Annotated in this window: 28 protein-coding genes; 23 read left to right on the top strand and 5 right to left on the bottom strand. The window is 72.9% G+C overall.

Translation table 11 applies throughout. The annotated features are described in order from the left end of the window. Window positions 1-28: 28 nt before the first annotated feature. Genes ACF1AK_RS02925 through ACF1AK_RS02915 form a run of 3 tightly spaced genes read right to left on the bottom strand, consistent with a single transcriptional unit; the run spans window position 29 to window position 2,465 of the window. The gene (locus ACF1AK_RS02925; RefSeq protein WP_391496986.1) at window positions 29-463 is read right to left on the bottom strand and encodes a lasso peptide biosynthesis B2 protein; all 435 of its coding nucleotides are present in this window, start codon (window positions 461-463) and stop codon (window positions 29-31) included. Continuing rightward, window positions 460-771 (bottom strand): PqqD family peptide modification chaperone, encoded by a 312-nt coding sequence (locus tag ACF1AK_RS02920; RefSeq protein ID WP_391496985.1) that lies wholly within the window; start codon window positions 769-771, stop codon window positions 460-462. The genes ACF1AK_RS02925 and ACF1AK_RS02920 overlap by 4 nt, the downstream gene beginning before the upstream one ends. Next, on the bottom strand, window positions 765-2,465 hold the full coding sequence (locus ACF1AK_RS02915; protein WP_391496984.1) for an asparagine synthase-related protein: 1,701 nt from the start codon (window positions 2,463-2,465) through the stop codon (window positions 765-767). Before ACF1AK_RS02915 ends, ACF1AK_RS02920 begins: the two co-directional genes overlap by 7 nt. Before the next feature lie 477 nt (window positions 2,466-2,942). On the opposite strand from ACF1AK_RS02915, the gene ACF1AK_RS02910 reads away from it, so the two are divergent. From ACF1AK_RS02910 to ACF1AK_RS02900, 3 genes are all read left to right on the top strand, one after another. Further along, window positions 2,943-4,325, top strand: a complete 1,383-nt coding sequence (locus tag ACF1AK_RS02910) for a transcriptional regulator (RefSeq protein ID WP_391496983.1) — start codon at window positions 2,943-2,945, stop codon at window positions 4,323-4,325. A 10-nt stretch (window positions 4,326-4,335) separates the two neighbouring features. Beyond that, window positions 4,336-4,722, top strand: a complete 387-nt coding sequence (locus ACF1AK_RS02905; RefSeq protein ID WP_391496982.1) for an ASCH domain-containing protein — start codon at window positions 4,336-4,338, stop codon at window positions 4,720-4,722. Between the two features lie 130 nt (window positions 4,723-4,852). Beyond that, complete coding sequence (locus ACF1AK_RS02900; protein ID WP_391496981.1) at window positions 4,853-5,089, top strand: DUF397 domain-containing protein; 237 nt, start codon at window positions 4,853-4,855, stop codon at window positions 5,087-5,089. Window positions 5,090-5,225: 136 nt separating this feature from the next. Here ACF1AK_RS02900 and ACF1AK_RS02895 read toward each other — a convergent pair whose 3' ends face one another. Both ACF1AK_RS02895 and ACF1AK_RS02890 read right to left on the bottom strand, forming a co-directional pair. After that, a complete protein-coding gene (locus tag ACF1AK_RS02895) occupies window positions 5,226-5,450 on the bottom strand; it encodes a DUF397 domain-containing protein (protein ID WP_391496980.1) in 225 nt (74 codons plus the stop codon). Then, window positions 5,443-6,303 (bottom strand): helix-turn-helix domain-containing protein, encoded by an 861-nt coding sequence (locus ACF1AK_RS02890; RefSeq protein WP_391496979.1) that lies wholly within the window; start codon window positions 6,301-6,303, stop codon window positions 5,443-5,445. The genes ACF1AK_RS02895 and ACF1AK_RS02890 overlap by 8 nt, the downstream gene beginning before the upstream one ends. 361 nt (window positions 6,304-6,664) lie before the next feature. On the opposite strand from ACF1AK_RS02890, the gene ACF1AK_RS02885 reads away from it, so the two are divergent. From ACF1AK_RS02885 to ACF1AK_RS02790, 20 genes are all read left to right on the top strand, one after another. Beyond that, a complete protein-coding gene (locus ACF1AK_RS02885) occupies window positions 6,665-7,258 on the top strand; it encodes an ATP-binding protein (protein ID WP_391496978.1) in 594 nt (197 codons plus the stop codon). A gap of 223 nt (window positions 7,259-7,481) precedes the next feature. Beyond that, on the top strand, window positions 7,482-7,991 hold the full coding sequence (locus tag ACF1AK_RS02880; RefSeq protein WP_391496977.1) for a hypothetical protein: 510 nt from the start codon (window positions 7,482-7,484) through the stop codon (window positions 7,989-7,991). Continuing rightward, window positions 7,988-8,506 carry a hypothetical protein gene (locus tag ACF1AK_RS02875; protein WP_391496976.1) on the top strand — a complete coding sequence of 173 codons (519 nt, stop codon included), beginning with the start codon at window positions 7,988-7,990 and terminating at the stop codon, window positions 8,504-8,506. Before ACF1AK_RS02880 ends, ACF1AK_RS02875 begins: the two co-directional genes overlap by 4 nt. A gap of 313 nt (window positions 8,507-8,819) precedes the next feature. Further along, on the top strand, window positions 8,820-9,374 hold the full coding sequence (locus tag ACF1AK_RS02870; RefSeq protein WP_391496975.1) for a hypothetical protein: 555 nt from the start codon (window positions 8,820-8,822) through the stop codon (window positions 9,372-9,374). Beyond that, entirely contained in the window at window positions 9,371-9,901 is a 531-nt protein-coding gene (locus tag ACF1AK_RS02865; protein WP_391496974.1) for a deoxycytidine deaminase, read from the top strand. Before ACF1AK_RS02870 ends, ACF1AK_RS02865 begins: the two co-directional genes overlap by 4 nt. A 21-nt stretch (window positions 9,902-9,922) precedes the next feature. Then, on the top strand, window positions 9,923-10,465 hold the full coding sequence (locus ACF1AK_RS02860) for a 2'-deoxycytidine 5'-triphosphate deaminase domain-containing protein (RefSeq protein WP_391496973.1): 543 nt from the start codon (window positions 9,923-9,925) through the stop codon (window positions 10,463-10,465). After that, window positions 10,462-10,944, top strand: a complete 483-nt coding sequence (locus tag ACF1AK_RS02855) for a hypothetical protein (protein ID WP_391496972.1) — start codon at window positions 10,462-10,464, stop codon at window positions 10,942-10,944. The genes ACF1AK_RS02860 and ACF1AK_RS02855 overlap by 4 nt, the downstream gene beginning before the upstream one ends. A gap of 77 nt (window positions 10,945-11,021) precedes the next feature. Continuing rightward, window positions 11,022-11,936 (top strand): UTP--glucose-1-phosphate uridylyltransferase, encoded by a 915-nt coding sequence (locus ACF1AK_RS02850; RefSeq protein WP_391496971.1) that lies wholly within the window; start codon window positions 11,022-11,024, stop codon window positions 11,934-11,936. 134 nt (window positions 11,937-12,070) lie between these two features. After that, a complete protein-coding gene (locus ACF1AK_RS02845; protein WP_391496970.1) occupies window positions 12,071-13,252 on the top strand; it encodes a hypothetical protein in 1,182 nt (393 codons plus the stop codon). Further along, window positions 13,237-14,832, top strand: coding sequence for a glycosyltransferase family 4 protein (locus ACF1AK_RS02840; protein WP_391496969.1), 1,596 nt, complete (start codon window positions 13,237-13,239; stop codon window positions 14,830-14,832). Before ACF1AK_RS02845 ends, ACF1AK_RS02840 begins: the two co-directional genes overlap by 16 nt. A 128-nt stretch (window positions 14,833-14,960) precedes the next feature. Next, window positions 14,961-15,587, top strand: a complete 627-nt coding sequence (locus tag ACF1AK_RS02835) for an HAD-IA family hydrolase (RefSeq protein ID WP_391496968.1) — start codon at window positions 14,961-14,963, stop codon at window positions 15,585-15,587. Window positions 15,588-15,595: 8 nt separating this feature from the next. Next, window positions 15,596-16,051 carry a hypothetical protein gene (locus ACF1AK_RS02830; protein ID WP_391496967.1) on the top strand — a complete coding sequence of 152 codons (456 nt, stop codon included), beginning with the start codon at window positions 15,596-15,598 and terminating at the stop codon, window positions 16,049-16,051. Window positions 16,052-16,145: 94 nt separating this feature from the next. Next, window positions 16,146-16,775: a C39 family peptidase gene (locus ACF1AK_RS02825; RefSeq protein WP_391496966.1), complete on the top strand. Its 630-nt coding sequence runs from the start codon at window positions 16,146-16,148 to the stop codon at window positions 16,773-16,775. Between the two features lie 30 nt (window positions 16,776-16,805). Next, the gene (gene murF / locus ACF1AK_RS02820) at window positions 16,806-18,194 is read left to right on the top strand and encodes a UDP-N-acetylmuramoyl-tripeptide--D-alanyl-D-alanine ligase (RefSeq protein ID WP_391496965.1); all 1,389 of its coding nucleotides are present in this window, start codon (window positions 16,806-16,808) and stop codon (window positions 18,192-18,194) included. Between the two features lie 37 nt (window positions 18,195-18,231). Further along, window positions 18,232-18,951: a glycosyltransferase gene (locus tag ACF1AK_RS02815; protein ID WP_391496964.1), complete on the top strand. Its 720-nt coding sequence runs from the start codon at window positions 18,232-18,234 to the stop codon at window positions 18,949-18,951. Window positions 18,952-19,176: 225 nt separating this feature from the next. Then, the gene (locus ACF1AK_RS02810) at window positions 19,177-19,659 is read left to right on the top strand and encodes a hypothetical protein (RefSeq protein ID WP_391496963.1); all 483 of its coding nucleotides are present in this window, start codon (window positions 19,177-19,179) and stop codon (window positions 19,657-19,659) included. Window positions 19,660-19,700: 41 nt separating this feature from the next. Continuing rightward, window positions 19,701-20,303, top strand: coding sequence for a hypothetical protein (locus ACF1AK_RS02805; protein WP_391496962.1), 603 nt, complete (start codon window positions 19,701-19,703; stop codon window positions 20,301-20,303). 143 nt (window positions 20,304-20,446) lie between these two features. Next, window positions 20,447-22,426 (top strand): hypothetical protein, encoded by a 1,980-nt coding sequence (locus tag ACF1AK_RS02800; protein ID WP_391496961.1) that lies wholly within the window; start codon window positions 20,447-20,449, stop codon window positions 22,424-22,426. A 116-nt stretch (window positions 22,427-22,542) separates the two neighbouring features. After that, the gene (locus ACF1AK_RS02795; protein ID WP_391496960.1) at window positions 22,543-22,743 is read left to right on the top strand and encodes a hypothetical protein; all 201 of its coding nucleotides are present in this window, start codon (window positions 22,543-22,545) and stop codon (window positions 22,741-22,743) included. A 139-nt stretch (window positions 22,744-22,882) separates the two neighbouring features. Further along, the gene (locus ACF1AK_RS02790) at window positions 22,883-23,398 is read left to right on the top strand and encodes a pyridoxamine 5'-phosphate oxidase family protein (protein WP_391496959.1); all 516 of its coding nucleotides are present in this window, start codon (window positions 22,883-22,885) and stop codon (window positions 23,396-23,398) included. Window positions 23,399-23,428: the final 30 nt, after the last annotated feature.

The raw sequence follows: 23,428 nt of genomic DNA, 5'->3' as shown, positions 1-23,428 counted from the left end.
AGTTCAGCCCGCCAGGGCGTCAACTCTGCTATACGGGATTCACCCGTTCGGGGAAGCGTGCGACGGGCGTCCACGGGCGGTCGCACGCGTCCCCGACGTCCCGCCCGACCGCCGCCCCGGGCACCTCCACCCAGGCGTGCGCCGCGTCCGGCAGGACGCGGGCGCCGTAGACCAGGTCCGCCCGGCGGCCAGCCAGCGCGCACGCCAGCACGGTCGCCACGGCGATCTCCGTGCACGCGATCCGGCCCGGCCACCAGCGCGGCACCACCGCGAGGACGGCCTCGTACCGCGCGCCGAGCCGGTCCGGGGCCGCGTAGCGGGCCCGTCCCAGCGGGCGCAGCACCGCCACGCGGTGCCGGAGCGGGAGGCGGTGCAGCAGCAGCGAGCCGGCCAGGGCGAGCAGGGCGGCGGGCCGGGACCGGAGGGGGACGCGGGGCCGGGCGGGCGGGGCCATCACGGTCATCGGGCACCTCCGGTGCGGCGCCACCACGGCCGGCGGCGGGCTGGTGGCCTGGTCGTGTCGGCGAGCAGGCCGCGGGCGAGAAGAGCGGCGACGGTGCGGTCGATGGCGGGTGCGAGGGCGGCCGGGTCGGCGCCGCGCGGCGCAGCGATCTCCTCGGCCAGCCCGTCGGTACCGCCCCGCAGCACGAGGGCCTGCCAGATCAGCGAGGCGGCGGGGTCGAGCATCACCCAGCGCCCGGCCCGCAGGTCGAGGATCGCGGTCCGCCCGTCAACGCCGGCGTGGCGCACGTACGCCGGGACGGTCAGCATCCCGCCACCGCCCGCTCGGGGGCGGCCACCGGGCCGCGCAGCCACCGGCAGGTCACCACGAGGTGGTGCAGGTCCGCGATCGGCTCGGCGCTGCGGCCGGTCGCGGCGTCGGCGAGCGCCGCCCGCACCCGGGCGGCGTCCACCAGCCCTTCGGTGACCAGCGCGCTGCCGGCCACCAGCTCCTCCAGGGCGCGGCGGTGACGGGCCAGGCCCTGGATGCGCTGCGCCGTGAACGACCCCTTGGAGCGGCGCCCGATCAGCCAGTCCGGCAGGTCCACCGCCGCGGCGAGCACCGGCTTGTAGGTGTAGGTGCCGCGGCGGGCGGAGGGCTCGATCGCGAACGCGGCGCGGACCACCTCGTTGTCGAGGAACGGGTGCACCGGGCGGATGCCGATTGCCTCGTACAGCGGGGCGCAGGCGCGGGCGTCGTCCCCGGCTGCGCGTAGCGCCGCCCACTGGTCCACCTCGTCCGCGAAGGTGCCGTACAGCGGATCGAACCACGCGCCGTCCAGCAGATCGGCGACCGCGTGCCGTCCCTGCTCGGTGAGCCACCCGGCGCCGGGGCCCGGCCGGCACCACGCCCACCCGATGCCCCTCGACGCGGGGGTGCCGGCCCGCAGCCGGGCCGTGACCTCGGCCGCCGCCCGCTCCGGCGTCGTCCCGGCGGCCCGCCTGAGCGAACGCCAGTACGGGCCCGGCCCAAGATTCCGCAGCCGGGCGAAGTCCACCGCCGCCCTTCGCGCCTCGCGTACGGCACCGCGCTGGACCTGCCCGACCCAACACGCCGCCGAGGAGTCCAGCACCACATCGCCGCCGTGCCCGGTCAAGTGCAGTGGCAGACCCGCCACCGGCTCCAGGTAGCAGCGGTCCAGCGCCAGGTTGATCACCGCAGGTGCGGGTTCGACGGTGGGCGGCGCCCCGTCGAGGCCGAACGGCAACTCACCCGGCCCGCCGCGCGCGATCGTGTGCTCGATCCCGGCGTGCTGGGCCACCCGGACCGCGTAAAAAGTGTCCTCGGCGCTGGTCCAGGCGTCGGTGTAGGTGACCGCCCGCACCGGGCCCACCTGCGCGGCGAGCAGCACGGCCGCCGCCGAGTCCAGCCCGCCGGACAGATCCGCGCCGACCGACCCGCCCGCCGCCCTCACCCTTCGCTGGACCGCCGTGGTCAGGGCCTCGCCGAGCCGGGAGGCCCCGGCGACCGGGTCGGCGGCGGGTTCGATGCCGCGGACATCGACCAGGCGCGCCGTTCCGCCGGTGAGGAGCAGGCCCCACCCAGGTGGCACCCGCCGAACCCCGGCCCACTGGCTGCGGCTCGGCCAGTGGTGCTCACCGACCGCCAGGTGCGCGGCCAGCACCTCCAGGTCCACCGACGCGCCCACCCGGGCGGCCAGGGCGCCGGGGTCGCTCGACCACACCACCCCCTCCCGCCGGTCCCGTCCGTGCCAGATCCCGCGCACCCCGGCCAGGTCCCCGCACACGAACCGGTCCCCGCCCGCCTGTTCGGCGAGCACCCAGTAGGAGCCCGGCCACCTCGTGAGATCCGACCAGCGCCCCTCCGCCGCCGCGCCCAGCCCAGCCCGCAACTGCGCCGTGTCGGCGCCGCAGTCCCCGGCCACCGTCAGCCGACCGCGCCCGTCGCCCACCCCGCGCACCGCGACACCGGCCCCGAACCGTCCACGCCCGTCCCCGTCCATCACGCCTCCATCCCGCCGACAGCCCTGCACGTCACCGGGGGCCCGGTACGGCAGCACGCCGCACCGGACCCCCGACCTCGCCCATTCGCCCGGGGCCCCGCGGGGGCCCGGCGGTTCTGCTACTCGAAGTAGTTGTCCTTGTCGCTGTCGTTGCTGCGCTGGCGGCCGTTGGTCAGCGCGTCGGCCTCGTGCTCGCTGATCTCGGGCTCGAAGTCGGTGATCAGGTCCATCGGGTCTCCTCCGGGTCAGGTCACTCCGGCACTCGCCGGACGACCACCACGACACCGCACCACCCCGCTGCGCGAACAGGTGCGTACCCGGTGCACCTGCGTGCGGATGCGCGAGACACCGAGCGGTGCGTGCTGCTGCGTTTTGCTGCGAACACCCGTTCAACCGGGCGATGTTGGGGCGCTGCCGCGTACGCTGATGAGCCTGACCTGCACGGCACGGCGCCACCGAGCAGAGGGGGAGCACCCGGTGCAACCCGGACGACGCCTGAACACGACCCTGGCCTACTGGGTCACCCGCAGCGGGGCGAGCCACGGCCGACTGGTCAAGGAGATCGCCAAGGTGGCAGCCGAGCACGGCAGACGCGACATCCAGCCCGACCGCTCCCGCGTCCCCCGATGGATCGCCGGCCAGGAACCCCGCGAACCCCTGCCCGCCTACCTCGCCGAGGCACTGGGACGGCTGTGCACCCCACCGCTGCGCCTCGCGCCCGCCGACATCGGCATGACCGGCCGCCCCACAGCCGGCGCCACCTCCGCCTGGTCGGGCGCGGCGGTCGTCGCGGCGATCCTCGACACCACCCGGAGCGATGCCATGACCGACGACACCACCCCCACCGCCGCCCGACTTCTGGCCGGCGCCGACCTGCACGCCGCCGTGCAGCCCTGGCTTCACCTGCCCGACACGATCGAACTCCCCGCCCCCACCCGCCCCGGCCGCCTCGGTCTGTCCGACGTCCAGCGCATCCGCGACACCACCGAGGCGTTCCGCCGACTCGACAACGCGCACGGCGGCGGCCTCTCCCGCCGCGCCGTCGTCGGCCAGCTCCACGACATCACCGAGATGGTCAAGCACGGCCGGACCAGCGACAAGGTCGGCAGCGAGCTGTTCGTCGCCGTCGCCGACCTCGCCAGCGTCGCCGGATGGATGACCCACGACGTCGGCCGGCACGCCGAGGCCCAGCACTACATGCTGCTCGGCCTCCGGGCCGCCAAGGCCGCAGGCCCCGCAGGCGCCGGCATCGCCGGCCACCTCCTCAACTGCCTCGCCCGCCAGGCCAACCACCTCGACCGGCCGGCCGACGCCCTCGACCTCGTCCAGGCCGGCCTGTACGGCACTCGCAAGCGCCGACCCGACCGGCTGCGCGCTGTCCTAGCCACCCTGGAGGCCCGGTGCCACGCCACCCTCGGCGACCTCCCCGCAGTCGAGCGGTCCATCGCGGTCGCCGAACACGCCCTCGAAGCAGACGCTGAGGTCCCACCGTGGGTCGGCTGGTTCGACACGGCCGAGTACACCGTCACCGTCGGCGTCTGCCAGCTCATCGCCGGCGAGCACGACCCGGCGCAGGCCCGGCGCGCGATCACCACCATCCAGGACGGCACAGCACTTCGCCCCGAGCAACGCACCCGCAGCCGCGCCTTCGACCAGGTCGCCCTCGCCAGAGCCTACGTACGGGCCGGTGACCTCGACGGGGCCGCCGCGGCCACCGCGAGGGCCGTCGACCTGTTCGGGCACGTCACCTCCACCCGCATCACCGATCGTCTCCTCGAACTCGACGCCGAACTTGCTGGTTCGCCCGCAGGGGCAGCCCGGACCGCGCGGGAACGAATCCATGCCGTCGCCGGGGCCTGAGCGCCCCGCTGTGCCGACGACCGGCACCGCCGCCGACCGCCGGAGCGCACAGCAGACCCTCCACCTGCGGCCCGAGTACCACGCTCTGGTGGCCGCCGGCGTGAAAACGATCGAGGTACGCACCGCGAGCCCCGCAAAGGCTGCGATCCGCCCCGGCGACACGATCACCTTCCACACCGAGGAGGCCGCCCCGGCTACCTGCCGCGTCGTCCGCATCACCCGCTACCCGGACTTCGTCGCGCTGCTCGATCACGAGCAAGCCGCTGCCATCAACCCGGGGACGACCCCGCACGGCATCCTCACCGCCCTACGGGCCATCTACCCGCCGGAGAAGGAGACCCGGGGCGCGCTGGCCATCGAGATCCAGCTCCTTCCCCCAATCGGGAGACCCTGGTGAACCCTATCCGCAGCACACACCGCCCCTCTGAACCGGCAGAGGGCACCGCGCCGCGTGGAAGGCGGGATACTGGCGGGTGCCCGCCCCGAAGCGGCCCCGCCCGTGACTACCCTCGCACCGGAGACCTGCAGTGCCTGACGAACCGACTCGGCCTCGGCCATCGAAGCCCCACGACCTCGACCTCACCGACGCGCAGTGGCTGGCCGCCCCGGATTCGCCGCCCGACGGTCCGCAGATCGCCTTCGTCGGTGAGTACATCGTCATGCGGCATGGTGCCGACGCCGAGGCGCCGGTGCTTGTCTTCGACAAGGCCGAGTGGGAGGCGTTCAAAGCCGGTGCCGCTGCCGGAGAATTCGGTGGGCTCTAGCAGTGGAACGCATACGGAGGCTGTCGCCAAGTCTGGTCAGACCGGCAACAGCCTCCGTACGATCAACTCGCCTGCTACGGCACGTACGGCCCGACACACTTCGGGAGTGTCGGGCCGTACAGGCGAACATGGATCGTTAGGCGGTGGCTGGCACCAGAGCGTCGGTGGCAACAGCGTTCACGAACGCGGTGAATGCGGCTGCGTCATAACGCAGGGCTGGCCCGGTGGGATTCTTGCTGTCGCGAACTACGACCTCCCCGGAAGCGACCGCGCACTCCACGCAGTTGACGTTGTTGCCGCTGAAGCTGGACTTCTTGAAGGTCAGTCCAGACGCGGCAGCGTTGGGCAGATACTTACTCATGGCTGAGCCTGTCTTTCTGCTCGGAGATGAAACGAAGCGAGGCTTCGACAGGCATGGCCTCGGCCGTGATCTGCCGAAACTTCGTCCGAAAGAACTCCACCTTGGAAGGCTCCTCGACCCACAGCCCGTCGAGAAGCCCCTCGATCATGACGACGTCGAGGTCCCTCTGATGTGGAAACCCGATGATGGTGAAGCTGCCGGCCATGCCAGGGTGGACGGCGGCGTTGGCGGGCATAATCTGAATATTGACGTTGGGTAGCTTGGCCCTGTCCAGAAGCCGTTGAAGCTGGTCGGCCATGACCGCGTCGCCGCCGACGTTGCTGCGCAGAGCGGACTCGTGGATCACCGCCCACAGCTCCAGCGGCTTGTCCTTCCGAGTGAGAACGACTTGCCTCGCCATTCGGATCTCGACAGCAGCCTCGACGTTGACGTCCGGGTCGGCGGACAGCGCCTCAATGATCGCGTGCGCGTAGTCGGCAGTCTGGAGGAGTCCCGGAACGAACGCCTGCTCGTACTCGGAGAACGAAGCAGCGTCCGCTTCGAGCGTGATGAAGTCGGTGGCGAGATCATCGAGTGCTTCGTTGTAGCTCTGCCACCAGCCACGCTTCCTGCCGTTACGTGCCAGGTCCAATAGGATGGCGGTCAGCTCCTCGCTGGCGTTGTAGAACTTGAGGAGTCGGGCGAGTTCGTCCGGCTTGACCGCCACCTTGGCGTTCTCCGCCCGGCTGAGCTTGGTTCCGCTCCAGCCCTCGACCTGCGCGGCTACCTGCTCGCCGTTGAGGCCGCTCGCATCACGCAGGCGCACGAGCTCTGCGCCGAGCCGTCGCCGGCGGACGGTCTGCTGCACTGCCACGTGAACCCTCCCGAGATGCCTGCGGACAGTTTGCCTGCCCGATCTGTGCGCGCGCTACAGCTCCTGGAGACTCTAGAACGCGCACGCACCCCACGAATCGCAAATCTGCGAGTTTCGTCGAACAGCTTGCAAACTGGTTGCGCACTTCGGCATGCTTCCTGTGACGGGTTGCGAGCCGAGCGTCACGCGCGGCGGATGACTCGCCCAACTTGGCTCGCTGTACCAGTGATTGAGTGATCGTCAGACCCAGGGGCTCGCCGTGTCGGCTGCCCTGTCGCTTGATGGCGATCGCGTGCGACCGATTGAGGCCGCCCCTCGGAATCATCCCCTGCTGTCCGCTGCACGGCCCGGAGGATCTGTGATGCGCCCAGTTCTGAAGATCGAGGTCCCCCTCAGAGACGCCGCGGTGGGGACCGCAAGGAACGAACTCCTTCACCAGGTAACCGAGTTGGCCGGTATCCGGCTCGATGACGACCGCCGCTACGCGCTGAGGGTCTGCGCATCGGAGCTGATCGCCAACGGCATCCAGCACGGCCCTGACCAGGCGGACACCGCACTTCCGCTGCTGGTCGAAGGGCACCTGACCGGGCAGCGTCTGCGGATCACAGTGACCGACGGCGGCCTCGCCGTCCCCGCCATGAACGGGACGAACGAGGACATGTCGGCGACGGGCGGGCGCGGCCTGGCCGTGGTCGACGGTTACGCGGACGATCACGGCTACCACCAGCGCACGGACGACACGGGAGCGCCGGTGGGCTTCTCCGTCTGGTTCGAGCTCGATGTCCTGCCGCCGGAGGCCGGAGTGGCCTTCGGGGAAGTGGGGGAGCAGCAGGCCGTCCTCTTCCCGCAGCACATCGTCTCCCGGCCGACGGTTGTCCGCGCCGGTTCGGCCGCGCGCCGCCGCGCCGTGGCGCTCAGGGCCCGCTTCGGCGGCAGGGACCGGCTCGCCGCCTGAACCATCCCCGAACTTCCGGATAGCAGAGGCGAGTCCTCTCCCGTCCGGCCCCGCTCCACCCCGAACGGCAGCCGCGCGGCTCGCGGCCCGCACCGCAGGAGCCGCGCACGAGGGCCGATCAACGGCGCTCGGCCCGCTGCCACCTGCCCGGCCGCCGTATCACCGCCGTGTGCGGCGGCCGGGTAGCCCCCTCCTCTTCCTCCTCCCGACGGAAGGACACCTCGTGATCTCCGGCCGCTTATCGCTGGCCGCTCCGGCCGGGTGGCGCTGGCTGGCCGGCGTCGACACCGACCCTCGGTTCGCCCTTGGACAGTGGGAGAGGGGCCGGGCCGCGCTGGTCCGGCTGGGCTGCCGCTTCGACGCCGTGCGCGTGGCCGACGGGGGCGAGACCGCCGCCATCGTCGCGGACCTGCACGCAGCGGGCCGTCCGGTCGGTCCACTGCTCGTCGACCGGCAGACGCGGACGAGTACCTGGCTGGTGCCGGTACGTCGCTTGCCGAGCTGGGACCTGCGCGGCACCGAACTGCTGACCGGCGACGACGAAGCCCCCGCCATCCTGATGCCGCCGCCCACACCGGGGGAGACCAACGGGATGTACTGGGCCGTCCGGCCGGACGGCAGCGGACGGCTGACCTCCCACCTGGACCTGGCGGTCGCACTGCGGCGGGTCCGCCCCCGGCTGAGGGGGCCGATCGGCTCCACGCGCTCCGGCGGCGGAAGGAAGGCGTCATGACCGTGTCCCCCACGACCGCCGGGGAGCGGGCGGCCCGCTCGGTGGGCCTGGTCGAGGGCATGCGGTGGCTCGCCGGGTTGACCCGCCGCCCCGACGCCGCGTGGAGCGCCTGGCAGGCCGGAAGGCTGGTGTCGGTCCCCGCAGGTGAGGGGTTCGTCGCCGTCCGGGTGTCGCGACAGCTCGGCCTGGCCGCTCACCGCATCCTCCAAGAGGAACACCAGGCGTTCGCCGGGCCGGTCCTGAGGAACCACGAACTCGACTCGATCGAGTTCTTCGTGGCACCCAGCCCCGCCGTGTGGCTGGGGTCCGAGGTGCTGCGCCTGGACGGCGGTCGCCGTTCGACAACCACCGTGGCGTGCCCGCCGCTGGGCCAGCGGATCGACGGCAGGCTCTGGCTCATCCCCCCGTACGCGGCGCCGGGCGCCGCGGCGCAGTGCACCGACCCGCACCGTCTCGCCCGCGCGCTCACGCTCGCCCGGCAGCGGCTGCACGCGGCCGGTTACCCGGCCTCTTGAACCTCCCGCTGCCTGCCGCTGCCAAAGGGCGTGGCTGGCAGCGGGGACGAGGAGCCCGCCCAGGGTGAGGGCGGGCGGCGGCTCCACCGATCCGCGGAGCCGCCGGTGGACCTGCTCGGCTCGCACTCCGAGCGCGTCCACCGCCGCCGCCTCGAACGGGTGGAAGAGGCAGCGGCGCAACAGGCTCGCGGCACGGGTGCTGCCCGCAGAGCCGGCTGTCGGCCCGCCACTGGGGTGCCGGGCCGACAGCCACCACCCGCACCAGAACGGCCCGGCCGGACGCCGGGCCCCTACGGACTCCAGGAGGTCTCCGATGACGTTGGTCGCCAGCCACGGTCGCCCGGGTGCCGGGAAGTCGACGTTCACCAGCATGCTCGCCGAGGCGATCGCCGCGCAGGACTGCTCCGTCACCGTCGTCAAGCTCGGCGCGCCCCTGTACGAACTCCAGGCCCACGTCTACCGGGCCGCCGGACTGCCCGCGCCGCAGCCCGGCCAGCAGGACGGCGCGCTGCTCAACGCCCTCGGCCAGCACCTGCGCCGCATCAACCCCGACGCCCTCACCAGCGCCTTCGCCACGACGGTCACCGACTTGCGACACGACCGGCCGGACCTGGTGATCCTCTGCGACGACATGCGGCCCGCCGACACCGCCGCGATGCGCGCGCTCGGCGCGGTCTTCGTCCACGTCTGGGCCCCGGATGACATCCGGCACCAGCGCAAGGACCGTCGGGGCGACCTATCCGCCGGAAGCGACACCCACCCGACTGAGGGCGACATCGTGGACGCCGACCACCGCGTGGAGAACACTGGATCGCTGGCTCAACTGCGCGACATGGCGCGGGTTGTGGCGCGCGAGGTGCTGTCGTGATCCTCACCGGCCCCGCGATCGCCGCCGAGCGGCTGGCCGGTCGGCTCACCATCGAGCCGTACGACCCCGCCCAGCTCAACCCCAACTCGTACAACTACCGGCTCGGCCCGGTGCTGCGGGTTCACCGCAGCCACGAGCTGGACAGCCGCTCCACTGCCAGGCCGCTGGACGAGTTCACCATCCCTCCGACCGGGGCGCTGCTCTTGCCCGGCCGGATCTACCTCGGCACCACTGTCGAGGCCGTCGGCAGCACGCACTACGTGCCGTCGCTCATCGGCCGCTCCAGCCTTGGCCGTCTCGGAGTCTTTCTCCAGTACAGCGCCGACATGGGGAACCTGGGCGCGGAACACTGCTGGACGCTGGAGATCGAGGTCGTGCAGCCGACCCTCGTCTACGCCGGCGACCGCATGGGCCAGTTCACCTTCACCGCCGCTGATGGTGAAGTCCGGCTCTACGACGGGCACTTCGGCCGGATCAGTGAGGCCACTGCCCCGGCCCGGCCCGAACTCCTCGCTGCTTCCCGCTGACTCCGATCGGAGACACATCCCATGATCCTCACCGGCCCGGAGATCGAACGGGAGCGTGCGGCCGGCCGGCTCACCATCGAGCCGTTCGACCCCGCCCAGGTCAACCCGAACTCCTACAACCTCACCCTCGGCCCGACGCTCGTCGTCTACACCAGCACGGTGCTCGACACCCGGCGCCCCAACGACTTCGAGACGCTGGAGATCCCGGAGCAGGGCATCGTCCTCGACCCGGGCCGGATCTACCTCGGCTCCTCGGTCGAGGTGATCGGCTCCGACCACTACGTGCCGGTCATGCACTCCCGCTCCGGCTCCGCCCGGCTTGGCGTGTTCTCGCACGTCACTGCCGACCTGATCGACCAGGGCTCGCACGGCCAGCTCACCCACCAGTTGAGAGTCGTGCAGCCGGTCCGGGTCTACGCCGGCCTCTCCCTCGCGCAGGTCGACTTCCGTCGCACCCAGGGCGAACCGCTTCTCTACCAGGGCAAGTACCAGGGCAGCCGCGGGCCGCAGCCGTCGCAGATCCACCTCGACACCCTCGGCGCGGCCCTCGGAGTCGCGGCATGAACCTCGTCGAGCCCGTCTTCGACCCGAACCCGACCGGGGCCTGTGAGGCGAACGCCCAGTGCGTCGTCGCCGCCGCGTACGACGCGATCCGCTGCCATTACGTCGAGGGTCGCCACCAGATCGCCGCCGCGATCCTGGCCGACGACGGTCGGATCTACGTGGGCCTGCACATGGAGGCCATGGTCGGCTGCTACTCGCTGTGCGCCGAGCGCGCCGCGCTCGCGCAGGCCGCCCTGTACGGCGCCAGCGGGCTGGTGGCGGTGGCGGCCGTGCGCTTCCCGAAGTCCTCGGAGGGCGGACCGGCCCGCATCGTCTCCCCGTGCGGTGGCTGCCGCGAGCTGGTGTCGGACTACGCCCCGGGTATCCAGGTGGTCGTCTCCCGCGCCGGGCGCGGCCTGTTGGTTCCGATGGCCGAGCTATTGCCGGACAAGTACGTCGGCACCAAGTGGGCCACCCCACCCACCGACCACCCCCAGTGATCACCAGGTAACCGCTGGTACCGTCCGGACGCCGTGCCGACCGGCACGGCGAAGGACGCGCACAGGAAGAGCACCCCATGTCCACCACCATCCGCCGGGCCGTCATCCCCGCCGCCGGCCTCGGCTCCCGCCTGCTGCCCCTCACCAAGGCCACCCCGAAGGAGATGCTGCCCGTCGGCGACCGGCCGGTCATCGAGCACACCGTCCGCGAGCTGATCGACTCCGGCATCACCGACATCACCATCGTCGTCTCGGGCGACAAGTCGGCGATCCAGGAGCACTTCCGGCCCAACCCGGCGCTCGTCGACCAGTTGCGCGCCGACGGCAAGACCGCCTACGCCGACGCGGTCGAGGAGGTCGCCGACCTGGCCCGCCGCGGCCACATCACCTACCTCTACCAGCACGGCCCCTACGGCAACGGCACCCCGGTCCTCAACGCCGCCCGCAACTTCGGCGACGAAGCCTTCCTCGTCCTCTGGCCGGACGACGTGTTCGTGGCCCGCGTGCCCCGGGCCCGCCAGCTGATCACCGCCTACGAGAAGACCAACGCCCCGGTGCTGGCCCTGATGCCGATGGACCCGGCTGACTCCGGCCGCTACGGCGTCCCCGTCGTCAAGGAGGATCTGGGCGACGGCTCGCTGCGGATCACCGGCCTGGTGGAGAAGCCCAAGCCCGAGGACGCGCCGTCCCATTTCGCGGCGATCGGCGGCTACGTCCTCACCCCCGGCGTCGTGGACGAACTGCGCGAGCAGTACCGCCGCTTCGAGGAGAACCCCGTCGGCGAGCTCTACCTGACCGACGCCCTCAACGCCTACGCCGCCCGCCGCGCCCTGTACGGGCAGGTGATCGAAGGCGACTGGTACGACACCGGCGGCCCCCTCGCCTACCTGACCGCCCAGTTCGCGCACGCCCTCACCCACCCCGAGTACGGGCCCGCGCTGCGCCGCATGGTCCAGGCCCTCGACGGCGGCCCGACCGCCACCACCGACTGACAGTCCACCGGGGTGGGGGGGCCGCGCCGGCCCCCCCCCCCCCGGGCGCCCCCCCCCCCCCCCCCCCCCCCCCGCCCCGGGGGGGGGGGGCCCCCCCCCCCCCCCCCACCCCGGCGGGGAACCCGGAAGGACAGATGATCACCACCTCCCCGAAGCCTCCGAAGTCGTTCGAACCGGTCATCGACACGCACGACACCTGGGGCGTGATGAACGGCGTGCAGGGCTGCCCCGCAGGCTGCGAGTACTGCTACCTGCGCCAGCTCGGCCTCCTCCTCGTCAAGCCCGAAGAGCTGGCCACCCCGCAGGAGACCGTCCGCCAACTCCTCGCCCACCCGCACTACCACCCGCGCAAGCCCTACGCGCTGTACACGTACACCGACGCCCTCGCCACCCCGCCCAACCGCGCGCACCTGGTCGGCCTGCTGCGCGCCCTCGTCGCCGCCGGCGTGCGCAACCCGGTGTGCGTGATCACGAAGTTCCACATCCCCGACGACGTGATCGCCGAGTTCGTCGCCGCCCGCGCCGCCGGCCTGCCCGTCGTCGTGTACCTCTCGTACTCCGGCCTGGGGCCCGACATCGAGAAGGGCATCCGCCACGAACAGCTGCGCGACAACTTCCCCCGCCTGAACGCCGCGCAGATCCCGATCGTCCACTACTGGCGGCCCGCGCTCCCGGAGAACTCGACCCCCGAGACCATGGAACGGGTCCTCGGCTGGGCAGCACGATGGGCCGAGTGCTCGGTGACGGTCGGTCTCAAGGTGAAGGCCAGTGCCGTCCAGCAGGCCGTCGACCTGTGGCCGGCCCTGGCCGGCCTCGCCCCGGACCTTGCCAACGCCGAGGTCTGGCCCGAGGAGGCCCGGAACTTCCTCGGCGACCTGCCCGAGCGGTACGCGCGCCACCCCATCTACGAGACGAACTCGTGCGCCCTCGCGCTGGTCCTCGGCCGCACCGACCGCGCCAACATCTTCGGCTCCCAGGTCTGCACGGAGGCGAACCGGTGCCCCGTCGGCCAGCGCGGACGCTGCACCGTCGCCCAGGCCCTGCGCCGCCCGGTCACCGAGGAACGCATCGCCGCCGAGTTCCAGCGGATCGGCCTCGCAGACACCACCTTCCGATGGGAACCCGCCACCGCGACGCTGACCCTCGGCAGCCCGGCCGCGATGCGCGACCAGCACCACCTGGCCCAGACCCTTGCCGTCACCGTCCGGGCACCGCGCGCCGACGGTGACCTGATGTGGTCCGGCAAGACCGCCGGGGTCCTCCCGCTGATCATCCCGACCCGCCCCGCGACGGAGGCCCCGTGCCGGACCAGCTGAGGATCGACACCGCCTGCCTGTTCTTCCCCCGGGGCGGCTCCGCCTACGTGATCAACTACCTCAACCGGGAGCTGGACACCCGCGGGCACAGCACCCGTCAGTTCGTCGGCTCCCTCGGCCAGCCCGGCGACCTCGGCCACGCCCGTACCTTCTACCGTGGCCTCACCCCCTACCCCTACGACTACAACGCCGCGTACGCGCTGTGGAAGAACGGGGAGAACCCCCAAGGCCAGGAGACGGACCGGCCGTTCCACCCCTCCTTCGAGGACCGGTCGACACCTGATCTCGGCTGCCCCGACCCGATGTTCTCCGCCGTGCCGGACATCGCCGCCGAACACCTGACCGGCGCCTGGGAGAAGCACCTCACCCAGCCGCGACCCAACGGGCCGGCGCACCTCCTCCACCTGCACCACCTGTCGCACCTCCAGGTGGCCGCCGCCCGCGTCCACCCGCACCTGCCCCGCGTCACCACCCTCCACGGCACGGAACTCAAGATCATCACGGGCATGCGCGACCGCCTGGACCTTGCGATGTGCCTCGGCCGCAAGCCCTCCGACCTGGCGGCCGAACTCCCGACCAGCAGGCCCGACCGGGCCGCCGCCGTCGACGCCCTCGCCCTGGAATGGAACCTCGACGACGACGAACACCAGCTCCTCGCCGCCACCGACTGGACGCTGTGGGAGCACTCCCTGCCCTGGCTCCTCAGGCTGCGGCACGCCTCGACGCTCGCCGGCTCGATCGTCACCGTCTCCGAGCACGACCGCGACCTCGCCCGCCAACTCCTGCCCAACCTGGCCGACCGGGACATCCCCGTCATCGCCAACGGCGTCGCCACCGACCGGTTCACCCCCGGCACCCGCACCGACGAACAGCGCCTCGACAACCTGCGGCACTGGCTCGTCACCGACCCGCGAGGCTGGGACCGCAGCGGCGAACCGGGCAGCATCCGCTACACCGAACACGACCTCGCCCGCTTCACCGACCCCACCACCGGCACGCTCCGCCCCATCGTCCTGTGGACCGGCCGCTTCCTCACGTTCAAGAGGGTGCCGATCATGCTGGAGGCGTTCGCAAGAGCCCTGCCCCGGCTCAACCCCGAACCGGTGCTCCTCATGTGGGGAGGCGTTCCCGGGGAGTGCGAAGGCACCCACCCTGCAGAACTGGTCCGGGACCTCGGCATCGCCGACTCGGTGTTCTTCGCCGGCTACCGCGGCCACGACGACCTCCCTGAAGGGCTGCGCACCGCCACCCTGATGGCAGCCCCGGCCGTGAATGAGCCGTTCGGCATGGTCTACGTCGAAGCGATGGCAGCGGGCTGTCCGCCGATCGCCACCTCCACCGGCGGCCCGGCCCGCATCATCACCCCCGCAGGGGACCGCGCGAACGGCTGGCTCGTCCAGCCCGACAGCGCCGACGCCCTCGCCGCCGCCCTCGTCCACGCTCTCACCCAGCCCGAGGAACGGGCCCGCCGCGCCGCCAACGCCGCCATGCACGCGCGCCTGCGCTACGGCTGGGAGCACGTCGCCGACCGCTACACCGAGACTTACCAGCGGGCCGTCACGGCCGGGGGCCCTTCGTGACCGCGACCGCCGAGCCGCACCCCAGCGGATCGCACTTCCTCGCCCCGCCCGGCCGCCCCCGCCCCACCCGCGACCCGATACCCGCCCGGCAGCGCCCCTGGCGCGCCCAACAGGAAGGACCCACCGGCATGACGATCCGCGCCCTGCTGTTCGACGTCAACGGAGTGCTCCGGCACTTCGACAACTCCGGCGCCGCCCAGGGGGAGAAGGCCGCGGGCCTCGAACCCGGCACGATCGCCCGCTACGCCTACGACCACCCCTCCTACACCGAGGCCAAGGTCGGCCTCATGACCGACCGGGAATGGGCCGACGGCGTCGAACTGCGCCTCGCCAAGGACTTCGGCGCCACGGCGGCCGCCGCCGCGGTCGCCCCGTGGCGCGCCGACCGGGGCCGCCCCGACGAGGTCATGATCGACCTGCTCGGCCGGATCCGTGCCACCGGCATGCCCTGCGCGGTCCTCTCCAACTTCACCAACGCCCTGCACTCCGACCTCGAAGTCCACGGCATCACCGTCGACCACGCCTTCGCCTCCGCCGACCTGCGGGTCACCAAGCCGTCCCCGCTCGCCTTCGAGGCCGCCGCCGACCGCCTCGGACTCCACCCCGGTGAGGTGTACTTCTTCGACGACCAGCCCGGCTTCATCGCCGGTGCCCGCGCCGCCGGCATGCCCGCCGAACTCTTCATCAACCCGCAGGCCCTGACTCAACGGCTTGCGACCCTCGGAATCCCCGTCCAGGTCCCCGCCAGCCTCTGACAGCCGACATGGCCTCGCTGCGCGAACTCGACCCCGTCGACCGGGTGATCATTGCCGACATCACCTCGCTCTCCCGTGCGGAGCGCCCGCACACACCGGTCCCCGACGACAGGAACCCGTGGGAGACCGGCCGATGCTGGCTGTACTGCGGGCGCGACGAGGTCGCGGTGCTGTGGATCGGCCCGGTCACGGTCGCCGCAGCCACCGCCCCGATGTTCGCGTGCGCCCGGTGCATCACGAGGCTCAACAGCCTCGTCTGGGACCACCTGTCGCGCAAGGACCTCGGCCCCGACACGGCCAACCCGGCCGCCGCCGACCCGCAGGTCATTCACGCCGTCGCGTACAGCCGAACGCCCGCGATCGCCGGCACCCGGAGCCATCGGCGAAAGCCCACGCGCGCCGCGCTGCTCGGAGAGGCGGTCGGCGACCGGCTGTCCCGGCTGCGGCTCCGCCGGAACAGTTGAGCGGTGCACCCCTCGGCTCCGCCGTCCCGGTGACAGATCCCCGAGCAGCCGTTCGGCACCGCCACCCGCCCGACCCTCGAAGCGAGACTGGAGTATGACGAGCAACACCAAGGCCCACGCCGTCCCCTACTTCTCCCAGTACCAGACCCCCGCGCTGGCCGCCGGCATCGCCACCGGCGAGCGCACCGCCGCCGACGACCCCCGCTGGGCCACCTCCGGCGCCGACACCCGCGAGGAGTACGCCTGGTGGGCGGGCCGGCTGTGCGGCGTCGCCTGCCTGCGGATGGCCCTGGCCCACTGGCGCATCGACCCGCCGCAGCCCGTGCCCCTCGCCCGCGACCTCGTCGACGCGGGCGCCTACACCGTCGACGGCGACACCGTCGGCGGCCTGTTCCACGAGCCGTTCGCCCGCCACGTCACCGGCCGGTGGCAGCTGGCCGCCCGCCCGGACAGCTCCCTCACCCGCGAAACCGTCCACCGCGAGATCACCGGCGGCGCGCTCGTGATCCTCTCCGTCCACCAGTCCATCCGCACTCTCGACCCCGCGCCGCCGCAGCGCGGCGGGCACCTGGTCCTCGCCCACACCGCCGACGAGCGCACCGTCACCATCCACAACCCCAGCGGCTGGCCCGGCGTCTCGCAGAAGAACCACCGCATCGAATGGCGTGCCCTGGACCGGTTCTTCGCCGGACGCGGCATCATCCTCGGCCCCCACCCCAACTGACCCGCCCCTCGCCCCCGGAGCGCCCTCACCATGCTGCCCACCAGCCTCGCACAGGTCGCCGTCCTCACCGGCGGCACGCTCGCCGCGGTCCCCGACCCCGACAGCACCGTCACCGGCCCGGTCGCCTTCGACTCGCGCCGAGTCGCCCCGGGCGGCCTGTTCGCAGCCCTGCCCGGCGAGCACACCGACGGTCACGACCACGCCCAGCAGGCCGTCCTCGCCGGAGCCCTCGCCGCCCTCACCACCCGGCCCGTCGCCGGCGCGCCGTGCATCGTCGTCCCCGACGTCCTCGCCGCCCTCGCCGACCTCGCCCGCGCCATCGCCGGCGACTTCACGGGCATCACCATCGGTATCACCGGCTCGGCCGGGAAGACCAGCACCAAGGACCTCCTCAAGCACGTCCTCGCCACCGCCGGACCCACCGTCGCCACCGAGGGCTCGTTCAACAACGAACTCGGCCACCCCGTCGCGGTGCTGCGCACCGAGGAGGACACCGCCTTCCTCGTACTGGAGATGGGTGCCCGCGGCAAGGGCCACATCGCGCACCTGACCGCCATCGCCCCGCCCGACATCGCGTGCTGTCTGCCGATCGGCCGTGCACACCTCGGGGAGTTCGGCAGCCGCCGCGCCATCGCCCAGGCCAAGCAGGAGATCGTCGAGAACCTGCCCCCGACCGGCACCGCCGTCCTGTGCGCCGACGACCCGCTCGTCCTCGCCATGGCCCAGCACACCGAAGCCGCCGTCCTCACCTTCGGCACCGATCCGGGCGCCGACGTGCGCGCCACCGACATCAAGCTCGACGACCGCGGCCGCCCGCACTTCACCCTCACCCACGACGGCGCATCCGAGGCCGTCCAGCTCGCCGTGCACGGCGAGCACCACGTCACCAACGCGCTGGCCGCCGCCGCCATCGCCCTCGCCGCAGGCCTCGACCTTGCCGCCATCGCCCGCGTGCTCGCCACCGCCACCATCGACTCCGGCGGCCGGATGCAGCCCCTGGACCGCCCCGACGGCACGACCATCGTCAACGACGCCTTCAACGCCAGCCCCGAATCCGTCACCGCCGCCCTCAACGCCCTCCCCGCCCTCGCTGCGGGCCGCCCCCTGCTCGCCGTCCTCGGAGAGATGGCCGAACTCGGCGACGACAGCGAGGCCCTGCACGCCACCACCGGCGTCGCCGTCACCCGCAGCGGCATCACCCACCTGGTGACCATCGGCGAAGGCGCCCGCCTCCTCGGCGAGATGGCCGCCCAAGGCGGCACCACCACCGCCCACGCCGACAACCGCGACCACGCCCACACCCTGATCACCGGCTTCCTCACCGACATCGGAACGCCCGCCGTCGTCCTGATCAAGGGCGCGCACGGCCTCAACCTCGAACACCTCGCCCGTACCCTCGCCACCGCCCCGGCGCTCTGAGCGGCACCCGACCACACACTCCCCGGGGGACCAACCCGTGCTCGTCACCACGCCCACACCCGTCCAGCTCCGAGCCGCGGCAGACCACTTCACGCTGGCGCGGGCGCCGCGGACCACAGCCCGCGCCGCCGTGCTGCGCCGCCTGCTCGTCACCGAGCCCCGGGGCGTCCTGCCCCACTGGACCGGCCGCATCGCCTACCGCGACGCGGACCTCGAACGGGTATGGACCAGCGCCGCGCAGCTGAGGCCGCTGATCGTGTGGGCTGGAACGCTCACGTCGGGGGAGCGCCTGCCGCTGCTGCTCGCCGCGTTCGCCGCGGCGAGCAGCACCCTGCCCGCCGAGCAGCGGCCGGTCCTGCTCGTCTGCGGCGGCCCCGACCTCACCGGCCCCGACAGCGAACACCCCGTCGACCTCGCCCACGCCCTCGGCATCCCAGGGGACGTGTTCGTGGCCGGGCACCGCCACCACACGGAGATGCCCGCCGTCTACGGGGCCGCCGACGCCTTCCTCACCACCGCGACCACGACCGGCGCGTCCCTGTGGGAGGCGATGGTGAGCGGCTGCCCGCCCATCGCCGTGACCGGCACCGGAGCCGAGCACGCGATCACCAACGGCGGCCACGACGCCAACGGCTGGCTCGCCGACCCCGACCCCGCCTACCTGGCCGCTGCGATCGCCCAGGTCTGCATCGCGCCCGCCGAACGCCGCCGGCGCGGCACCGCAGCCGCCACCTGGGCCCGCCAGCACCAGAACTGACCGCACACACGTCCCGGCCGCCGCCGAGCAGGCCGCGCCGACGGCACCGCCATGCCCGAACCCCGAACCGAGGGACCAGTGAAGCCCCCCATCCCGCCGCCGACCACTCCAGTGCGACGCCCGCCCGACCCGGGCCGATGGCTGCCGTCCACCACCGGCGGCGTCTTCCTCGTCGTCCGCCGCCCCACCCCGAACCCGGCCCCCTACCGCCCCGGAGCACGCCCGATGACCACCCCCGCGACGTCCGCGCCCCGGGCCGTCGGCGACATCGCCGCCCGCGTCGTCGCCCGCACCGGCCTCCCCGTCCTGCTGCTCGCGGCCCACCCCGACGAGCCCACCATCACCGCCGGCACCGACGGCGATGCACGCCGCTACGCCTCCACCGCCGCCGCCTACCCGGACGGGCTGCGTGCCGAAGTCCACGCCCCCGGCGGACCCGACCCCGAACAGCTCGTACGGCAGGCCCTGCCTGGCGCGGCCCGCACCAGCACCGCCTACCTCGCCACCCCCGGAAGCCTGACCTGCGGCGTCGAAGCCCGACACGACGGCCTCCTCGCCCGCGCCGGAACCTGGAGGGGCTGGCACCTGCTCACCGTCACCGAGGACCTCGACTACCACGGACCGCTTCCCGCACTGCGCCTCGTCGGCGCGGACTCCCTTCCCGACGGCAGGCCCGGCCGCCCCTGCCCCCCGCAGGACCAGCCGTGACCGGCACCGAAGCGCCCACTCGCACAGGCGCCCCGTGGGTCATGGCCAGAGAAGGGGAACGGCTGCTCGACTCGCGGCTTCTCGTCGGCTCCACCGGCCTGCGCTACCTGGATGAAGGACCGTACGACCGCGACGGGCACGGCGCACTGTGGGCCCGGTGGGGCGGCCGCCCGACGGGCAGAGTCCGGCTCGCCGACGCCCACGGACCCCGCCAGCGCCGCGCCCTGCGCCAACTGCTCTGCCAAGGCTGCAAGAGGCCCGCCGATCGCACCGCCGACGGCACCCTGTGGCTCATCGAGGACGACCCCGACGGCGGGCACGACTGGCCGGAGCAACTGCTGACCATGCACCCGCCGACCTGCGCGCCCTGCGCGACCATCGCCGACCGGGCCTGCCCCCACCTCGGAGACACAGGAAGCGTTCTGCTGTACGTCAAGAACCCCCAACCCGCAGGCATACGCGGCTACCTCTACGCACCCACCGTCGGCGGTCCGACCACGCGGACCTACACCCCCTTCGTCGACTACCGCGACCCGCGACTTCCCTTCGCCCTCGCCGTCCACCAGATCGTCGCCCTGTCCGGCTGCACCATCGTCCGCCGAACCCCGCCCCGTGTCCCCGACAACGCCGAACGGACACCGTGAGCGGCGACACGAACGACATGCGGGTGAACGGCGGCACAGTCCACGGCAGTGTCGTACAAGCCGGAAGCATCACCGGCGGGGTCCACATCCACGCGCCAGCACCAGGGGCGCCCGCACCGCCGGTTCCCCGCCAGCTCCGCCCTGTGCCGGCCACGTGGACCGACCGGGAGGAGTCGCTCACCGCGCTCGCCCGGGTCCTCAGCGCCGTACCGGACTTCGCGTCCCCGCTGGCCGTGATCGACGGACCCGGAGGAGCAGGCAAACGCGCCCTGGCGCACCGCTGGGCCCACACCCTTGCCCCCTCCTACCCGGACGGCCAAGTGGTCACGGACCTGCGCGCGACCGCGCCCGGCGGCCCCACACCCACCACCGAGACGCTCCGCTCGCTCCTGCGCGCCCTCGGACACCCAACCGACGCCCAACTCCCCTGGCCGCAAGACGAACTGGAGGCGATGCTGCGCTCCGCGACAGCCGGACGGCGACTGCTGCTGGTCCTGGAGGACGCCGCGAACGCCGAGCAGGTCACCCCCCTGCTGCCCGCAGGACCCAGCTGCCTGGTGGTCGTGACCAGCCGCAACGCACTGCCCGGCCTCACCGCCCACGGAGCCGTCCACCACCACCTCCTCCCGTTCGCACCCGACGCCTCCCGCGCGCTCCTCACCCGCGTCCTCGGCGCCGAGCGGGCCGCCGAAGACCCCGCCGCACTCGAACGGATCGCCGCCATCTGCGGACACCTGCCCCGCCCGCTGTCCCTGATGGCCGCCGACCTCGCCCACGCCCCGCACCGCCGTCTCCACGCCGCAGCGGCCCCCGCCCAACCCCCAGCCGACCAAACGGACAACAGCACCGTGACCGCCGCCGACGCCGCATACCGCGGCCTCCCGGACGACTCCGCCCGCGTCTACCGCCTGCTCGCGGCCGTCCCGGCGCCCGACCTCGACGCGTCCGCAACAGCGGCAGCCACCCGCCTCCGAACCGACGAAGCCCGAGCACACCTTCGCCTCCTCACGGACCGCGCCCTGCTGGAAGCCGTCGGCGAAGCGCCGGGCCGGGGCGACGTGTACCGGATGCCCCCCGAGATCCGCCAGCACGCGCAACAGCGCATCGCCGACCACGACGGCCCCGCCGGCGCGGCCACTGCCACGCTCTCCTACCTCGACTACCTCCTGCGCACCGCCACCCGCGCCGAACGCCTCCTCGCCCCGCACCATCGCGAACTGCCGCGCACCTACCACCACCCGGCCGGCGAGGAAACAGAGTTCACCGACCCCGACGCCGCACGCACCTGGCTGCGCGCCCACCTGGCCGCCCTCCAACCCGCCAAGGACGCCGCCCGACGACTCCGCAAGCACACCTTCCGCTGGCAGATCACCCACGCCCTCTGGCCCCTGTGGCAGCTCGACCGGCCCATCGACGCCTGGATCCTCCACCACGAGGACGGCCTCGAAGCCGCACAGCGGTGCGCCGATCCCCAGGCCCAGCGGGAGATGTCCAGCGCCCTCGCACTCGGCCTGACCTACGCCCAGCGGTACGACGACGCACTGGAGCAGTACCGCCTCGCCCTCACTCTCGCCCAGGCCGCCGACGACGCCGAAGGCATCGCCCAGTACACCGCCGGGCTCGGAGCCGTCCTGCACGACGCCGGCCGGCTCGTCCTCGCCGCGCCCTACCTCGAAGCGGCGATCGACCTCTACGACACCCTCGGCCGACCCCGGGGCGCCGCCCTCGCCCGCACCATGGCCGGCTCGATCGCCGCCACCCGGCGCGACTTCACCACAGCACACCAACTCCTCGACCGCGCCCGCACCGACCTGCTCGCCCTGCCCACCCCGGACCGCCGCAACGCCGCCCGCGCCCTGGCCCGCAGCGGCGAAGCCCACTCCCTGCAAGGCCACCACGACCAGGCCCAGCACCTGCTGCTCCAGGCCCGCGACGAGTTCACCGCCGTCCCCGACGCCCACTGGGCCGCCAGGGTCACCGAGTACCTCGGGCAGGACGACGACCGTGCCGGCCGCCACGACCAGGCCACCGCCCAGTATCGGGACAGCCTCGCCAGGTACGAGGCGTTGAGCAGCAGCCGCGATATCGACCGTCTCCAACACCACCTCCAGGCAAGGCCGTGAACCCCCTCCCGGCCGTCACCCGGGTGCGCGGACCGCCCGCAGTCAAGGAGCCAGTGCCTCCCAGCCCGGCTCCACAGCACCCAGTACCGACCAACCGACGACCCGAAGAAGGAACCATGCGCTTCATCACCATCGCGGCTGCTACGGCCCTCGCCGCCCTCATAGCCGCCCCGGCCGCCGTCGCCGCGCCCACCGACATCCCGATCTGGGCGGCCCCGCACACACCGGAGATCCCGATCTGGGCGGCCCCCGACGCAGCGGAGATCCCGATCTGGACCACGCCCGCCGACGGCGCGGGCCTGCCGCAGCAGGCGTAGCCCGATCCCCCCAGGCGGAGGCGTGCTCGCATGCCGCCGTCTGGGGGCTCTCACGTTCGACAGGACACCCCTCCGGGTATGCAGCAGAAGCCGCACACGCCCTCCTGCGGCCCACCGCCCTGCCCAGGAGACCTGCCCCGTGCCCTTCGCCATGAGCATCGCCGCCCGAGAGACCTTCCTGGCCGCCCCCCACGTCGGGGTGCTCGCCGTTGGAGGCGATGGCGCCGAACCGAGCAGAGGACTGCTGGCCGTCCCGATCTGGTACTCCTACCACCCGGGCGGCCTGCTGACCGTGCTCACCGGGCGCGCCTCGGCGAAGGCCCGGCTGATCCGGGCCGCCGGCCGATTCACGCTCTGCGCGCAGCAGGAGGAGCCGCCGTGCCAGTACGTGAGCGTGGAGGGCCCAGTCGTCTCGATCGAAGACCGCGTCGACCCCGCCGAACGCGCCGCGATGGCCCGCCGCTACATGCAGCCCTCCGTCGCTGACGCGTACTTGGAGGCGACCGCAGAACAGCTGGCCGAGGACATCACCATCCGTATGCGCCCCGAGCGGTGGCACAGCGCCGACTTCGCCGCAGTCGCCGCTTGCTTCTCGAACGGCCACACCGACGAAGCCGCGCAGATCACCGGGGCGACTGCGCAGGTCCAGCAGTAGAACCCGGTGGTAGTTCGTGCCCCGAGCCGC

It is taken from the genome of Kitasatospora sp. NPDC015120 (assembly GCF_043080305.1).
GTDB lineage: Bacteria > Actinomycetota > Actinomycetes > Streptomycetales > Streptomycetaceae > Kitasatospora.
This window is presented reverse-complemented; position numbering and strand designations above follow the sequence as displayed.

What these genes read in the sequence shown, in the direction of transcription:
- ACF1AK_RS02795 (WP_391496960.1), top strand. Translation starts at nt 22,543, where the DNA reads ATGCGCTTCATCACCATCGCGGCTGCTACGGCCCTCGCCGCCCTCATA.
- ACF1AK_RS02805 (WP_391496962.1), top strand. Translation starts at nt 19,701, where the DNA reads ATGGCCAGAGAAGGGGAACGGCTGCTCGACTCGCGGCTTCTCGTCGGC.
- ACF1AK_RS02870 (WP_391496975.1), top strand. Translation starts at nt 8,820, where the DNA reads ATGACGTTGGTCGCCAGCCACGGTCGCCCGGGTGCCGGGAAGTCGACG.
- ACF1AK_RS02895 (WP_391496980.1), bottom strand. Translation starts at nt 5,450, where the DNA reads ATGAGTAAGTATCTGCCCAACGCTGCCGCGTCTGGACTGACCTTCAAG.
- ACF1AK_RS02925 (WP_391496986.1), bottom strand. Translation starts at nt 463, where the DNA reads ATGACCGTGATGGCCCCGCCCGCCCGGCCCCGCGTCCCCCTCCGGTCC.
- ACF1AK_RS02855 (WP_391496972.1), top strand. Translation starts at nt 10,462, where the DNA reads ATGAACCTCGTCGAGCCCGTCTTCGACCCGAACCCGACCGGGGCCTGT.
- ACF1AK_RS02885 (WP_391496978.1), top strand. Translation starts at nt 6,665, where the DNA reads ATGCGCCCAGTTCTGAAGATCGAGGTCCCCCTCAGAGACGCCGCGGTG.
- murF (WP_391496965.1), top strand. Translation starts at nt 16,806, where the DNA reads ATGCTGCCCACCAGCCTCGCACAGGTCGCCGTCCTCACCGGCGGCACG.
- ACF1AK_RS02835 (WP_391496968.1), top strand. Translation starts at nt 14,961, where the DNA reads ATGACGATCCGCGCCCTGCTGTTCGACGTCAACGGAGTGCTCCGGCAC.
- ACF1AK_RS02830 (WP_391496967.1), top strand. Translation starts at nt 15,596, where the DNA reads ATGGCCTCGCTGCGCGAACTCGACCCCGTCGACCGGGTGATCATTGCC.
- ACF1AK_RS02860 (WP_391496973.1), top strand. Translation starts at nt 9,923, where the DNA reads ATGATCCTCACCGGCCCGGAGATCGAACGGGAGCGTGCGGCCGGCCGG.
- ACF1AK_RS02875 (WP_391496976.1), top strand. Translation starts at nt 7,988, where the DNA reads ATGACCGTGTCCCCCACGACCGCCGGGGAGCGGGCGGCCCGCTCGGTG.
- ACF1AK_RS02920 (WP_391496985.1), bottom strand. Translation starts at nt 771, where the DNA reads ATGCTGACCGTCCCGGCGTACGTGCGCCACGCCGGCGTTGACGGGCGG.
- ACF1AK_RS02915 (WP_391496984.1), bottom strand. Translation starts at nt 2,465, where the DNA reads ATGGACGGGGACGGGCGTGGACGGTTCGGGGCCGGTGTCGCGGTGCGC.
- ACF1AK_RS02845 (WP_391496970.1), top strand. Translation starts at nt 12,071, where the DNA reads ATGATCACCACCTCCCCGAAGCCTCCGAAGTCGTTCGAACCGGTCATC.
- ACF1AK_RS02825 (WP_391496966.1), top strand. Translation starts at nt 16,146, where the DNA reads ATGACGAGCAACACCAAGGCCCACGCCGTCCCCTACTTCTCCCAGTAC.
- ACF1AK_RS02850 (WP_391496971.1), top strand. Translation starts at nt 11,022, where the DNA reads ATGTCCACCACCATCCGCCGGGCCGTCATCCCCGCCGCCGGCCTCGGC.
- ACF1AK_RS02810 (WP_391496963.1), top strand. Translation starts at nt 19,177, where the DNA reads ATGACCACCCCCGCGACGTCCGCGCCCCGGGCCGTCGGCGACATCGCC.